14 protein-coding genes are annotated in these 14661 nt (G+C 42.1%); all 14 read right to left on the minus strand.

Translation table 11 applies throughout. The features are described 5' to 3' along the window. Positions 1 to 35: 35 nt before the first annotated feature. Positions 36 to 1190 (minus strand): hypothetical protein, encoded by a 1155-nt coding sequence (locus BN6628_RS19475; protein WP_068620000.1) that lies wholly within the window; start codon positions 1188 to 1190, stop codon positions 36 to 38. Positions 1191 to 1261: 71 nt separating this feature from the next. Next, on the minus strand, positions 1262 to 2395 hold the full coding sequence (locus tag BN6628_RS19480; RefSeq protein ID WP_068620001.1) for a discoidin domain-containing protein: 1134 nt from the start codon (positions 2393 to 2395) through the stop codon (positions 1262 to 1264). 114 nt (positions 2396 to 2509) lie between these two features. After that, positions 2510 to 4213: a discoidin domain-containing protein gene (locus tag BN6628_RS19485; protein ID WP_068620002.1), complete on the minus strand. Its 1704-nt coding sequence runs from the start codon at positions 4211 to 4213 to the stop codon at positions 2510 to 2512. A gap of 3 nt (positions 4214 to 4216) precedes the next feature. Next, the gene (locus BN6628_RS19490; protein ID WP_068620003.1) at positions 4217 to 5341 is read right to left on the minus strand and encodes a discoidin domain-containing protein; all 1125 of its coding nucleotides are present in this window, start codon (positions 5339 to 5341) and stop codon (positions 4217 to 4219) included. 1 nt (position 5342) lies between these two features. Beyond that, positions 5343 to 5924, minus strand: a complete 582-nt coding sequence (locus tag BN6628_RS19495) for a hypothetical protein (protein ID WP_068620004.1) — start codon at positions 5922 to 5924, stop codon at positions 5343 to 5345. Between the two features lie 14 nt (positions 5925 to 5938). Beyond that, entirely contained in the window at positions 5939 to 6286 is a 348-nt protein-coding gene (locus BN6628_RS19500; RefSeq protein ID WP_068620005.1) for a hypothetical protein, read from the minus strand. A gap of 9 nt (positions 6287 to 6295) precedes the next feature. Further along, on the minus strand, positions 6296 to 6907 hold the full coding sequence (locus tag BN6628_RS19505; protein WP_068620006.1) for a hypothetical protein: 612 nt from the start codon (positions 6905 to 6907) through the stop codon (positions 6296 to 6298). Between the two features lie 84 nt (positions 6908 to 6991). Then, positions 6992 to 7534, minus strand: coding sequence for a hypothetical protein (locus BN6628_RS19510; RefSeq protein WP_068620007.1), 543 nt, complete (start codon positions 7532 to 7534; stop codon positions 6992 to 6994). A gap of 20 nt (positions 7535 to 7554) precedes the next feature. Next, positions 7555 to 8709 (minus strand): hypothetical protein, encoded by a 1155-nt coding sequence (locus BN6628_RS19515; protein ID WP_068620008.1) that lies wholly within the window; start codon positions 8707 to 8709, stop codon positions 7555 to 7557. Between the two features lie 13 nt (positions 8710 to 8722). After that, positions 8723 to 9358: a phage tail domain-containing protein gene (locus BN6628_RS19520; RefSeq protein WP_068620009.1), complete on the minus strand. Its 636-nt coding sequence runs from the start codon at positions 9356 to 9358 to the stop codon at positions 8723 to 8725. After that, a complete protein-coding gene (locus BN6628_RS19525) occupies positions 9358 to 9996 on the minus strand; it encodes a hypothetical protein (protein WP_068620010.1) in 639 nt (212 codons plus the stop codon). The genes BN6628_RS19520 and BN6628_RS19525 overlap by 1 nt, the downstream gene beginning before the upstream one ends. A gap of 16 nt (positions 9997 to 10012) precedes the next feature. Beyond that, positions 10013 to 10618, minus strand: a complete 606-nt coding sequence (locus tag BN6628_RS19530; protein ID WP_068620011.1) for a phage tail domain-containing protein — start codon at positions 10616 to 10618, stop codon at positions 10013 to 10015. A 69-nt stretch (positions 10619 to 10687) separates the two neighbouring features. Beyond that, positions 10688 to 11155, minus strand: a complete 468-nt coding sequence (locus BN6628_RS19535) for a PAAR domain-containing protein (protein WP_068620012.1) — start codon at positions 11153 to 11155, stop codon at positions 10688 to 10690. A 29-nt stretch (positions 11156 to 11184) separates the two neighbouring features. Continuing rightward, on the minus strand, positions 11185 to 14598 hold the full coding sequence (locus tag BN6628_RS19540; protein ID WP_235847671.1) for a phage tail protein: 3414 nt from the start codon (positions 14596 to 14598) through the stop codon (positions 11185 to 11187). Between the last annotated feature and the right edge of the window lie 63 nt (positions 14599 to 14661).

The raw sequence follows: 14661 nt of genomic DNA on the forward strand, positions 1-14661 counted from the left end.
TCTGCTCCTTTCTTTAAAACAATCATTTTATTTGGTTATGTGATTGATACTTTCTTAATTGGTCTTTTTGTTGTGTCGATTTTCTGCTTGAATACCTTACCTGACCCAAGGGATGTTGAATTCTGTCTTATATGTTTAATAGTATTTAATTGTTCACTTGTATCGATATTGAACCCTCTTTCCATACCATGATTAACAAAATTATTTTCATTGGCTGTACAAGTTATCAATACGGTTGGTGGTAGCTCATAAAACTGGGCCGAAAAGATGCTTATCCAATCACTCCCAGTTGTCGCTAAAGTTGCTTGTATTTTATAGTGCGTATAAAAGTTGTTATTTTGTATGTCGAATGTCTGTGTCGTTGTCGTATTCGACTCTAGCGATGTTCTGGTATCAAGCGTGTCCCATGTAGTTCCGTTATTGGATGCCATAAATTTGAATGTTCTTAGACCAGCTAGAAAAGAATATCTTTTTACACATACCGGATCATTGAATCTAAAACCTACATAAACTGGATATGATGAGGCTGGTACGAAGCTAGTGCCGTAGTAAGTAGCATCATCATTATCAAATGCCTTCCAAGTGTAATTTGTCAAATAGCTTCCTGATCCAATAACACTACCAACTGCATTTTCATATCCATTCATCACTGGAATTAATGGTTTGAGCTTTTTGTGCAATGAATATGTCGCATCTTCTGATGAAATCAAGAATTTATGTTCAAATATCAGTTCATATATTTTAAATTCAATTAACCCCCAGCTATTAGCTCCAATCCTTCCATTTACTTTAATTCGAAAAGATTTGTACTTCTTGGTGACATTAGGTAGATCATATTCAAATAAAGTAGGAGAGCCGACAGCAGGTTTCCCTGCCACAATATGAAGGACATCATAGGTTGTAAAATTATCATTACTGCCTTGAAATTCCCAATCAGTCATGCCTAAATAGCCACTATCATTTAATAGAAGAGAGTATTTCTTTATAAACTTTTTAGTTGGAAGGTTCAAGCCTATATAATTTGGAAGTATTGGTGTTGTAGCACTTCTAATTGCTGTAGCAGTATTTCCATCAAAAACACTCCACGTAGTCCCAGTAGCAAGATCGCTTGGAACTATAACAGTAGAACCTGGCATATCGCTAACAGTGTCACTTGTGAACTTTGGGGTTGCATTTACTAAATTGCTCATCTAGGTCCTCCTATCAATGCATAAAATAACTTAATGACATAAAAAGAAATAGAGTAACAAACTTCCACTTCTTACTGAAATGAAATCTTATCAACTCGGCGCTTTGATAAATCAATGGAATGCTCAAAAGTTCTTCCTGAACTAAGAGATGTCGATATCCTTGAAATGTCAACAATTCCATCATATCCAGTTTTTGTATCAAATGAATCCAATCCATGATCTATGAATATATTTTCGTCTTGGTTTCCATTGATATATTTCAACTTAAATGTGTTATTAAACATTTCCATCTCTTGTATTCCAACATATGCAGTACTTCCATTATTCGCAGTAATGTTGATTCTATACATTTTATACTTAGAGTTATTGTTAAAAGAGAACTCTTTTTTTGTCCAAAGAACCCAGTCTGTAATATTTGACTGTCTATCTAAAACTGTATAGGCCAATCCGTCATTTGAACCTTCAAAAGTCCATGTCTTTGGAGCTGTATTAACTAAATTAAAGCCATGCATTAAAGTATATTTATTTACAGCAGTTGGTATTAAAAACTCATACTGTAGCCAACCCGTAACTACATTTGCAGAAGTAAGCCAACTGTTAGCAGCACCAGTTTGTGTAATTTGTTTATCAAATGCTCTCCATGCTGGATAATTTGCATCATATTCTGTGCTTGCTGAAGCTTTCCCTACTGGCAAAGTGTTACTGGTCATGGTAGGAATAAGATTAATCGATCTTTGATCCTTTATTGAAGCTAACTTAATATCTGATGATAGTAAGATTTTATTATTAATAAACTTTGCCGTGGACTCAATATCTATAGCATCAAGATCAAACAGCGCAGCACCCATATTTACTAATTCAATATCATGCCTTACATTTTGCATTCCAGTTTTTTCAAACATTAAAATTTTTCCATTTGTATTTGCGGTTGCCTCACTAAAATTTCCTACTTTAACTCCATCAACATACACATCAATACTATTAGACAGAGATGTATGACCAAATCCAATAACTCTAAATTGAGTTCCTATAAATGTAAGTTTAGCTTTTGCATTAGTCGAACCTCTTTTTGATGATCCACCACTAGTATAATTAGCATCAATATAGTTAATCCAAGTTCCCTCGTAAGTCATATTGATATTAGTTTCTTCAACTCTCTGCCAACCTACTTCTGGTGTCGCTAAAACAGAGCCAATTATATCCATGTTTCACCCTCCTTACCATTTCATATACAAAATGACATATTCATCTTTTTTTATTCACTTTCTTGGTAAAATCGTTTACTTTAACAAAACAAAAGAAGTAGGACTATTCGAATCCTACTTCACAGTTACATTGGTTATTTCAAAATACTTTTTCAGATCAATATTCCCTTTAAACATCTTACCTGATCCCAACGATCCATTAGCAGTCGTACTCTGCACGATTGTTGTTGCTTTCCTATCAAACACAGATAAGTCGTCCATCCCGTCACTTATAAAAGTGTCCAATGAAGGTAATGTTGTCGAAACTGTCTGCCATACTTTATTTTCTGTATTCCACTTCTTATACCCTCCATTGAATAAGATAAATGATTTATTTCCAGTTGACATTTCGATGATTAATACAGGACGGAAGCCTGAGTTTGCATACACAGTGTTTGATACTGCTGAACCATATGCTACCAAACCGCTTTTTGTAGTCGCCCTAGACACTCTATTACCTGAGCCAGACGAATGAGTTGTACTTGTATAGGTATATAAATACGATGAATTCCAAACACTATTATCCCCTGCTGTAATAGTTCCATTGAGCGTAGAGTTAACTATATACTTATCCCATTCGTTATCTGTATCTGATGCCGATGTACCACCAGTCAATAAACGAGTAGTAGATGAGTAGTTTTTCTTCTCTGCTAAAACAATCTCTGACAATTCATAGAAAAGAGGATTTCCATTATTTTTTGAGAAAACGAATTTGTAGTACTTGTATGCCTTATCATTTTGAAATAAATAACTATTTGGCGATGACAATGAACTCCACTTGGACTCTCCAACTCTGCTGTCTAATTTAACCCAATTAGTTTTATCATTAGAACCGTAAAAATACCAATCTTTCGGAGCGGCATCCAAATATCCAACTCTTGGATATAGATTGTATTTGTTAATTATAGGAGTTTTATTTTTAAAAGTAATTGTAACTGTTTCTACTCCTGCTGTAGCAGATGCCCAAAACATACCATCCGAAGCGCCGAATTGACCATCAAATAATTTATAAGGAGGGTAATTGGCATTATATTGTGACCCTTCTACTGCCATTTCTAATGTATCGTTTGCATTCATTGTTGGTACACATTGAAAGTCTAGTATCGCTCCGCTACCGCTTGCAATACCAGCGCTGTTTAAAACATCCCACGAAATGCTATGTTGAATATTACGATCTGGTATAAGCATCTTTTTCTTATTCCAGTCCTCCGCCATAATGAAGTAAAAGTCGCCATCCGGCGTAGCGGAGCTAGTAGAAGGAATGAAGTTACTTGTTTCTTGTCCCAATCCACTAAAAGCACCTATAGTCCCAGCTACAGCAGATTTGTAGTGACAGCGAATACGCTTGCCAACGGATAAGTCTTTTATATTAGTGACTTCATCAGAATGGAATAAGCGACCCGTGGAATCAATGTCTATATCGCTAAGTGTTATATATTTATTAGTTGCGTTGGATATTTCTACATAATGCAGACCATCAATCAGACCTAACTTTTCAAATACTAACGCTTGCCGTGTTTCTGAAGTCGATTCCGAGTATACTTCTGTGGTTCCATCTATAGAAATTGAAATCTTATTAGAATGATCACTCCACATTGTTGTAACAATCCTTAACTTAGTACCAGTAAACTTGAATGAAATCTTTGCATTCAAGTTTGCTGACCTGAAATAGGAATTTCCATAGTTCTCCCAAACGCCTTCTGAGTATTTTGCGGTAGGCATGTTATGCCTCTTCCAGCCTATCTCTGGCGAAGTAAGTTGTTGTCCAATTGTAGCCATAAATTACACCTCCTTATATTCAAATACAGGACGAAATCCTGCATTAGGAGACGAAACAGAGGAAGCAACAACTTCAAAATCCTGTGCTTTATTACGTCCACGCACTACTCTATTTGTTGCTGCTGAATAAGCTATAATAGGAGTGTCTTGGATTAAAGTTGAGACATTACTCCAATGAAACACATCATCTAATGTCTTTCCTACTTGAATTTTACTTACTGGAAAATTAACAATATATTTATCCCATTCTGAATTTGTAGGCCAAGCACCTTTGCCCTGATCGGTAGCAGAACTATTTCCGTTAGCATCTGCATAAGCCACTCCACCTGTAAGAGAACGGATAAGACCTACTGTCTCCATCATTTCGATTTCATTAATTCCAACAAAGTTACCGCCATTGTTGGCACTGATGTTCAATCTATAAGTTTGATACGCTTGATTGTTGGTAAATAAAAATATTTTCTTTACATTATCTGTCCAAGGTGTGACACCTTTTTGAGTATCCAATACAGTCCAATCTATTCCATTGTTTGATCCCTCAAATGTCCATGATTTAGGGGTGATAGTCTGCCAATCCGTTACGTTGCCCCCTGCGCTGCTGGCAAGAAGTGTATAACTACTGATAACTTTCGGTGAAGTGAATTGATAACTAATCCATCCTGATGTGTTTTGTACAACCCAACGATTGGCCGTATTGTTTGTAACTTTATCAAAGGCTTTCCAGGGGTCATAAACGTATGATCCTGAGTAAACTCCGCTCACACTCGCCACTCCACTTGGAGCCGTATTACTTGTCATAGTAGGAATTGCATTTCCGCTGTCCCACGGAACACCTTGAATATACTTTCCTAAATTCAACGCATCCCACGATATGCCATTTTGAACGATTCTGTCTGCTAACAAAATCCCCTTATCAACTTTTATAAAATAAAAGTATCCATCCGGATTCGCCTTTCCCGTAACTGGTAATTCTATCACGTTGCCATTTAAGCCTAATTTATCAAATTTAGCTGGTGATCCTGCTGTGGCAGGACCAGTTATATTTCCGTAATAAAAAGCAATATAATCCCCAATCTCCATCTCACTTACCTTTGTTCTTAAACTCCCCGTTGTTGCTGGAACCGCCATATCATTTCACCTCCACTTTCACCATGTCCAACTTTTTGAAGTTCGATTTCTGAACTTTGTTCACAAAAAGAACTCCGCTATCTGTCCATGAATTATCTTTCTCGGAGCTGCTTGAGTAAATCTTCTTTATTTCCAATGCTCCCGTATCCGAATTAACATACGGATTAGTATACTTCCCTTGCTCTGTAAACTCATCTACGGTAATTGTAGCGTTGGTTTCCCCCGCGAACACTTCGACTTTCAACTTCACATAACTGTCTTTCGGACTATTCACGCTGCCATCCGTATTAATGGGTTGGTAGTCTACCCACGCTTCCCCATCGGGAGAAGATGAAGTATAGATCTTATATGTACCTGAGCCTTTAACCGTAATGTTCTTAGCAACGTTTTTAAAAGTGGTGATCTTGTCTTTGATATATACCGGCTCAGATTCCCAAAATCCACTGGACGGATACAGAGACACGCCGTTATCGTCTTTTCTAATCTCCTGAAGCTGCAGAGCTCCATTAACATAGACCATGTTCTTGAAGTATCCCTTGGATAGATCAATAGGCACTCCTATTTCTTGTATAGTAGCCGCCATTTTCTCACCTCATTTCATTTGAAAAAAGCATCATAAAAAGAGCCTGTCATCTCTGTGATCTCGCTTGCATTTGTCATTTGAAACACGACATCATTTCGTTTCTCTTCTGCGGAGATCGAACCCAGATAGGCCGTTAGCGGGGCCGATATTTCTTGAAGCTTTAGGTTGATCACGTCAACCAGATCCGATTGCTGAAGCACGTAATCCGTCTGATATTCCCCGCCTGGGACCGAAATAGTATAAATACCGCCATCAGAAGACTTAACCGTAAGTGAATTATTGGCCGAAGAGACGGTAATCCGTCCACGAATGTTATAATTTCCCCAGATTCTCTGATACACATCTGTATACAAATTTTCCATACTTCCTCCTTATTTGATAACCCAATTGATAATACCGACTTTCCCACCAACCAACGGGGCATTGATTTCATCAACAATAAGCCCATTTCTGCGGATAACCAGCTTGCCATCCAAATCTTGATCTGATGTGATCTTGACCTGCAAGAAGGTGCTTTCCGAATATGGAAGGGAGAAAACCGCTTGATAATTGATGTTTACATTCTCAAGCTCCATCTGCTTTTTATATCCAAAGTTATACTGAACGATCTGATTGCCAAATTGCCCGCCCGGATCAAAGCCCGTTAGTTTGGCATCTGACACTGCATCCTTGTATGTAATAATGTCGTTGTATAACAGAGTGCGCCCTGTAAGGCCATATTCAACACCACCTGCAATGTATGAGAGCATAAGACGGTGATTATTGAGATTAAAAACCCCATTAGCTACATCAAAATAAACCTGTGATCCTTCTCCAACAAGTCCAAATTTATAAAGCTTGGTGCGATCTATGTCATAAAAACTGTTTGTTTTTTTTGTTTTCCAATCAAATTCGGATAACGCTGTATTGTCATAGTACTCCGCCACCCAGACAAAAGACTGCCCTACAGGTGACCGGGTATAAGAACGATTTCCAAAGATCATAAAATGCCTCCCATTGTATTGCGAGAAATTAAAAAGAAACCGGCTGACTTAATCAACCGGTTCTTCTACATACCTATTTAGTTTTTATACATAACGATAGGAAACTCTAAGTTTAAATTTCTGCTGGCCGCTGCTTGCATCCAAGGGAACTTGAGCCTGCAAGCTAACTGTGGCGTAATTACCTGCCGCATCTGCAGGTGTACCGTTGTTCTTAACCCCTAAAATTTCTTTGGCTGCTGGGACGAAAGGGGTTGGATATGCAGCTCCCGTATTATCCTTCGTCGTCTTTCCCTTCGTCCCGATCGGTTTGGAGCGGTCTTTGCCAATCTTTGAGGTATCGGCTTCTATATCCGTTTCTCCTAGAGAGTCGACTTGGGCATGGAACCACATGTTTTTTACAACCTCAACAATATTTCCTGCATCCTCCCCAGTACCAGACTTCATATCTGTGGTAGTAATTGAGCAGTCCTCCATCTTCGCGCATTCCTCGCTACCACCCTTGTTATTCCAAATATTGAAAGTATATATAGAACTCTTATCTCCAGCATCAATAACTTTGAAATCGAAAGGTTCCTTAATTTCTTGAGTGTGAGTGGCATTATACCATGATACTCCCGGTGCTTTCATTTACAACATCTCCTTAAATTTTATGTGTGTATCAGTATTTCTACAGTAACATTCTGAATGTTAATGCCTTGCTTAATGACATTTAGTCTGAAAATTTCATTGGCATTTACCTTGGTAATCCCTACAGCTGCGGATTGATCGTCATAATGGCTGAGTGCCTTAAATCTGATATTTTTGCTTAAAATATTTGTCCATGTTGCCAGGTTATCTGTTTTCTCAATAGCAATCTCCGTGTCTGTCTCTCCGCCTTCCCCGCAGATGGCTCTGACAGCGATGACCTCCCCGTCAAAGGGGAACGGGATAAGTAATTCCTGCACACCTTGGAACAAGTAAGAGGATAGGGGGATACCTACAACTCGGTTTTTAATGCTTACAGGAAATGATTTTAACTTGGAAAAATCACCTGAAGACATGAGTCCATCCCGGTATTCATTGGCAGGCTGAAGGTTCGAACCAAAGATATCGATGAGGACCCAGCTGCTTCCGTCATATCTGTACCTTTTCCCGTCTTTATAGGTCTGCACGGTCCAGCCCACTTTAGGATATGGGTATTTATCGTGCAGTTCCTTCTGGTCAGCCACAGCTTCCTTATAGACCAATCGGGTTGTTTTATAAGCATCATTGGCTAAATCTCTGGCCTGATCCGCCTCACTGGCAGCCCGGTTCGCGTTGTCCGCCGCCAATTTGGCAAGCCCGGTCGCTTCCCTGGATTCTTTAATGATCTGCTCAATGCGCTCCATGGCCAGGTAAGTCTCATCCAGCTTCCTTTGAATCTCATCAATGTAATCCTGAAGAGTGGTTACCGTGTCCGGGTGCCGGGTAATCAGCGCATAAATCCGAGATGCCGGATACATAATCAGCCCCCTGCCCTTATACCGGCAGAGCAATGTCCGGCCTTCCAGACTAGGATGAACCTGTACGGCCCCATTTCCATAGTGGACCAAAAATTCATTTGGTCCTAATACACGCTTGGCTTCAAAGACCTCCTGATCGATTTCAGTTAACCCGGCAATATGCACCTTGTCCGTATAGGATGGAATCTCTAACAAGGTGACCATTCCATTGATGACAGGAAGCGAGTCCGATCGGTCTTTGAACGGGTCCTCAGGCGATCCGGTACGGGCAATGATACTTACAGGATCATTCAGTTCCAGATAAGTTTTTAATTCAGGCAATATCTCACCCCCTTTATATGTATTTGAATTGGTATCTGAACCTCAAGTTAGCTTGACCGGTGACATGTAGAATGCTTTTGCCAGGAGGAAAGCAAAGATAGTTATCATTGAAATCCTTATACCGGTATGTAGCCGGAAGGCTTGTCTCTATATTTTGATGTTCATTATGTACATATAGAGTTTCTCCATCTACCAGATTCTTGAATTTAAACTCTTCCCCCGGTTTGGAATTAGAGACCATTGAGAAGTCCCCACTGCCAACTTTGGTGATCCAAATCTCGGGTTCGCAGGCTGTCATGCCTTGGTTATCAAACACAATTACGGGCTCAAAGCTAAAAGTAATCTGCTCAAAGGTTGGATGGATATCATACTGTCTGGCACTCATAAGAACTCTGTACATGATCGACAAACCGTAAGTTGGAGTCTCTTCATTCAGCTCTGGAATCTGTCCGCCATTAATGCAGTTCCTCCATTCAGACCAATTGAGGCCATCGGTGGAGTACCGGGTCTGTACAATAACCTGTGATTGTTCGGGAGCTTGACTCTTCCATCGAACACTAGTGATGACCCCATCTGCTTGTAAAGGGATCGGTATGGGCAAGGATGTATACACATCATTAAGATGGCAGTAAGATAGCAGTCTGGCCATTACTCAATCATCCCGAAAGGTCTGAATAAGCATGAGACCCCCGCTTCTTTCCATTTGGCAATCCGGTAACTGGCCCATACCGCATTCTTGTCATAGGTGGTTGCTCCTTCATTGGTCAACCAGCTTGGTTCGGTATCCCCCGATTCCCCGGCTTGGATACATACGTAGAACCTCCCGTTATCCAGGGTCGGAAATACCAGCTCATCCTTCTCATAATACTTGGAAGCCTGCCATACTCCTGCCTGATTCGTATCCTGTACCTCAGCATCAATCGCTACCGGAAATACAGGTTGTTTCAAACCCGAATACCCGGTCTGAATACATTGATAGACATGTCCATTATCCTCATGAGGAACCACAAGGTCCCCATTCTTGTAAGGTTTCAGGCTCTCCCACTTGTTAGCGGCGGTGCCTGCTCGTGTGTTGACCCAGCCGATATATCCTCCTATCGACGGATTAGTGTTCCAAAGGCGCTGTTTCAACGGCCACTGCCCTGTTACAGGGACCGAATCCGCATACTCTTCAGCATGGTCATCTATGGTCTGAAAATTTGATGCCAGATCCATGACGAATTGATAAAATTCATCATGATATAAATCAGGTATTTTTAACTGCAACCGCTTGGTTTCGTTAGACATCCAATCACTCCTTTCTTTAGAGTTCAGCTAATTTGGTATTCGGCGGAATATCTGCAAGTTTGGGACGGACAGGATTTAGAATCAAGTATCCGTTGCCATCTGTAGTCATAGCCGCCGAATTACCCGTTGTAAAGTCACTAATAGGTACATCTAGAGGCTTCTGATCCCACTTATATTCCCGCGATGTAAGCTGCGGGGAATACGTATAGGGAGAATCACAGCGGAAAGTTAAGGTAATGTATCCCTGCCTAAGCCCGTTATGAACCAGATTGGGCTCATCTACAACCAACGCATAATAAATGCGCTCGGGATCACGTCCAATTTCGTTCGAGAAGAACAAGGGCTGATAATAAGTGTGCTCGGTTAACCAACGGGCAACCTCGTTCATCTTGGCCGTATTCCATGAATCCTCAAAGGCAAAGGACACATTGAACTTTAACGGTGATTTCCGGATTCCCTGGAAATAAGGCCGGTCCCTGCCCCGTACGGACTCCTCCAGAATCTCTCTGGACGCTGCAAGCGGCTCCTCCAGCATGCCCGAGCTCATATTCACGTTGAGAATGCCATAGTCGATAGAGCTTCTTCCCGCATAGGAGAAAAAAAGCGATTCACGAATGGTCATGGTTAGTTTCACCTCCTTTATAGCTGTGTTAGCTGCTGGAAAATACAAAAGAACCCCATATTCGGGGTTCTACATATTCACTAAAGCTTGACCATCAGCAAGTGTGGTCATATTACCCAAGCACGTTTTCACCGATGAGCCTTGGACAGCAATCAATTTTCCATTTAAGTACACCTTGCTGCTGTTTCCCGTTGTTATCTCGCCATTCCCACTTCCTGAAGTACCGGGGGATATATCGCGATACTGTACATCATAGCTGTTCGAGGGTACTGGTGGTGAAGCGACCCACTGCTCTGGTATGAGGTCCCCAACCACAGCAGCAGATACCCCGTTAACATATAGTTTTGAACTTGCCTGGACTCCCTGGCCTTTAATCAAGGCGTTGGTTCTTTCCGTACCATCCCAAACCCAAGCTGGTGGTATCGGGTTGCCCTCTGAATCAGTGTCTCCTCCAAAATATCTCCATCTTTCATAAGTCACATATCCACTTTTGATAGAGTCAACAGTCTTGGCACCATTTAGCGCGATTTTTGCCATTTCGATCCTTCCTTTGTTTCTGCTTCATACTAACTGTTTACAAAATCGAATTGTACGGCATGGAAGATCATTTTCCCATCGGCAGTCATCTCAATATAGGCTCTGTCATTGCCGAATTTAGCGGGTCCGCCTTCAGCGAGAGCACTAATGTCTTTTCCAGTTAGCATTATTTTACCCGCCTCCGATTTCAGAGTAATCCCTGTATCTGCAAGATCAACACTGCGTTCTTTTCCGCTGTTATTCGTTGCATACGAGGTTTTGAACCCGCCGTCATACTTCCGCTCCTGGGCCCTGCCCCCACCGTTCGGTGAGCCGTCTCCAAGTCCAATCGTTCTGACCGGGTTGGCCGCATCCCCACTGCCGGAGAAGGTAATTTCTTGTTTCACTTTCTCATCCATCTCATACACAAGAACAGGCCATGCGGTTACATCGGTGGTCATCTGGCCCATTTGCTCCGCGGACATCCAGTATAGAGGCCTGCCGTCAGCCAATTTCTTCTGGGTGCCTGAGCCTTTCACTTTTCCGGTAATGAACTTAATGCTGTTCTTGTCAATACGTATGTAATTCGACCAGTCCGTAAGTGCCGTATTGGTTAATGTGGTCAACCTGCCAGAAGTCAGATTTGAGATGAACCCGTCTGCGCTGGTGAGCATGTTCGCCGTGATCAGTTCCGCATCAACAGCTCCCGCCCCAACCAGATCCCAGCGGTTCATATACAGCTTCTTCTTCTCAGAGTCCATTAACAACGTACTGTTCCCATCCGTGACCATAAGCTTCTTGAATTTGGCGGTTCCATCCATGGATATCGAAGCGGGCGCTTTCGAAAAGTCCTCATGCCCTGCCCAGAACCCCTGGTTGGGGAACAGCTTAATTACATTTGGGTGCTTTCCTAAGGTGATATCTGAACCCGTAATATGACCGTCTTGGAACATGGAATTCTTAATCTCAGCCGTGTCAGCAAATAATTTGCTCATCCATACGTTTCCGAGATAATCGGCATGGAACGGGGCCGCCGACCAGACTGACGATCCCAAGGCCAGACCATGTTTATCGATGGTGAAGACCTGGTCGTCCACTCCGGCCTTAACAAACAGATCGCCATCCAGTGAGGTACCGAAGGTTTTCTCTGCAATACCATTTCGGATACGTTCAATAATGAACCCCTCATCCGCTGTCATTTTCACCTTATTCACAACGGTCTTGTCTGCACAATCCCCTGAAGCATACCGGTTCAGAAACATACCGAACGTATCCGGCCGCTCAGACAGCAAACCAAGCTTAACTACTTCCCGGCCGCATCTGTCGTCGATCATCAGCCTGGACCCTTCAATGGTGAAGACACCGGTCGTATCCCCGATAACGACACGCTGCCCAAGGATAATTTTACCTAGCACCATCTCCGCAATCGTCCCGTCGGGAGTCATAAGGGATTCATAATTTAGCCCTCCTGAGCGAGTGACACCCAACGCCCCATGAGTAGCCCTCAGAAACCTGAGCGGATCATTCGGATCAATGATCGTCAGCCCTTTTCTGTCCAGGGTTACATATTCATTCGAGGCCATATTGATGTCATTGGTCACTTTATTCCAGAAGTTCTCGAACAGTCTGCTCATTTCAGACGAGTCCACGACGGCTTTTCCCCATTTAGTCTTGCTGGTGTCTACGGTTACGGAAGTGTTCTTGGCATCATTTAAGAACTTCTCGATCCGCTTCGTCTCATCATTTACACTTTTGGCATTGGATAAGGTCAGCTTGACACTAGAATTCGCATAATTGAAGTTAATTTCGGTAATGCGCGCGGTAACGTTGGTCTTGGTCGGCTCGTACTTGATGTTGATGTAATCACCAAGAACAAGTTTGTTCCAATTCAGCTGCTCCTCTACGATCTCCAGAAAATTTACAATGTCCATATCAATGGACAACTGCGGCTGCTGCAATTCCTTGAACTTCTCCAAGGCCGCTTTATAAAGATCGTGATCATCTATATACTTATCATCATTAAACTCCCGTTCAATGACAAAATAATTCAGTTCCTGCAGCTGCTCCTTTGTAAAGTTATTCCCTGCAAGCAGAAGGGTCTGAAGGGTTGTAATCTGCTCCTTAACCTGTTTAATAGACAGGTTCATATTATCGATCTCAATTTGCTTAAGCCTGATCTGATTCTGCTTATTGTCCAAGCTGTACCGCTCAATAATCTCCGCGTCATTACGGTCATTCTCCAGCTCTTCCAGGCTAAGATTAGCTACCTGAATAAATACGCCCGTGCTGCCGCCGTTGATGGAAACCTGAATCGAGTCCAAGTTTTTCACCTTGCCAAGCAGAACCCATTGCCCGGATACCGTAGGTTTATCCTCACCATTCAAGCTGACATGGACACCCAAATTCTGGTCTACCTTGATCATTACAGCGTAGGCATACGTCGGGTGTAACGTAAATTCCCTTGAGCTTGAACCGCTGTGCGGATATTTCTCAAAGAACATCTTCCTGTCAAATTGCTGCGTAATCATCGTGTCCGTGACCACCGCTTCGTTGTTCTTCAGCTTGTTCATGTCCACTTCCAGAGCATTTAGCTTGGCCTCAAGCTTCTCAAGCTGGGCAAGGGCAGCTTGGAACACCCCTGACTTGGACTCAACAAGTTCCTCATAGTCCAGAAGGGCATGGCAAAGCGAGTCACTCATATGGTAGCTCGAAGTGAGAACCTGCCTGTTCGAGTCCCGCTGAAACGGGTACATGAAATAACCAAAATTCTCAATGTAATTCTGGCCAGTAGGATTTACCCGCTGAATCCCCAGCCCATCCTTCCCGGACGGGGACAGCCGTGTAACCATCTGATCCGTCTGATAGGCCTGGTTCATGCTCTTCATATACTTTTTATGTGAAAAAGTAAGACCTCGATTCACGCCAGTTAGCTCTGGCTTCTGAAAACTTACGGTTTGCTTGTCCGTATCAAAAATTACGATCGCGTTATAGGTCTCTGCAACCGAATAGATAGCTTCCAGCACATTAGAAGATGGAAAGTCAAAAGCCCTGTAAGTAAGATCAAAGTCAGCGTCAATGTAATCGATCTCCCATACTGTGTTCGCAAGCAGATCGTTCAGCACTTGTCTGCAAAATTTGGACTCTACGCTGTAGCTGCGGACGGCTTTATCTGAGAGCAGGTGATAGGCTGCATTGCAGGTTACCATTCTCGTTTTTCCGGAATCCTTAACATCATCAGTAATGGAATTAATCACATACCAGTTGATTTTGCCGCCCTTTACTTCCTTAATCAGGTACCGCTCTTTAATCAAGTCAATATTCTTATTGCGTACTAACCGGTGGTGCTCATCCAAATCGTACGGTACAGAAAAAGTAAGCTCATTCACACCATTCAGTTTCACAGACAAGCTGTCATTATAAGCTTCGTTCAGCTTGGCGATAATCTCCCGGTTGGGCCTTGCCAAGAAATATTGAGGTTTTATTGGCCTGCGATTATAATCAAGTTCACCTAGAATAGGTCACACCTC

Source organism: Paenibacillus tuaregi, from assembly GCF_900086655.1.
Taxonomy (GTDB): domain Bacteria; phylum Bacillota; class Bacilli; order Paenibacillales; family Paenibacillaceae; genus Fontibacillus; species Fontibacillus tuaregi.

Bases quoted from the DNA above. Each gene is read 5' to 3' on its own strand.
- BN6628_RS19475 (WP_068620000.1), bottom strand. From the start codon at position 1,190: ATGAGCAATTTAGTAAATGCAACCCCAAAGTTCACAAGTGACACTGTT.
- BN6628_RS19480 (WP_068620001.1), bottom strand. From the start codon at position 2,395: ATGGATATAATTGGCTCTGTTTTAGCGACACCAGAAGTAGGTTGGCAG.
- BN6628_RS19485 (WP_068620002.1), bottom strand. From the start codon at position 4,213: ATGGCTACAATTGGACAACAACTTACTTCGCCAGAGATAGGCTGGAAG.
- BN6628_RS19490 (WP_068620003.1), bottom strand. From the start codon at position 5,341: ATGGCGGTTCCAGCAACAACGGGGAGTTTAAGAACAAAGGTAAGTGAG.
- BN6628_RS19495 (WP_068620004.1), bottom strand. From the start codon at position 5,924: ATGGCGGCTACTATACAAGAAATAGGAGTGCCTATTGATCTATCCAAG.
- BN6628_RS19500 (WP_068620005.1), bottom strand. From the start codon at position 6,286: ATGGAAAATTTGTATACAGATGTGTATCAGAGAATCTGGGGAAATTAT.
- BN6628_RS19505 (WP_068620006.1), bottom strand. From the start codon at position 6,907: ATGATCTTTGGAAATCGTTCTTATACCCGGTCACCTGTAGGGCAGTCT.
- BN6628_RS19510 (WP_068620007.1), bottom strand. From the start codon at position 7,534: ATGAAAGCACCGGGAGTATCATGGTATAATGCCACTCACACTCAAGAA.
- BN6628_RS19520 (WP_068620009.1), bottom strand. From the start codon at position 9,358: ATGGCCAGACTGCTATCTTACTGCCATCTTAATGATGTGTATACATCC.
- BN6628_RS19525 (WP_068620010.1), bottom strand. From the start codon at position 9,996: ATGTCTAACGAAACCAAGCGGTTGCAGTTAAAAATACCTGATTTATAT.
- BN6628_RS19530 (WP_068620011.1), bottom strand. From the start codon at position 10,618: ATGACCATTCGTGAATCGCTTTTTTTCTCCTATGCGGGAAGAAGCTCT.
- BN6628_RS19535 (WP_068620012.1), bottom strand. From the start codon at position 11,155: ATGGCAAAAATCGCGCTAAATGGTGCCAAGACTGTTGACTCTATCAAA.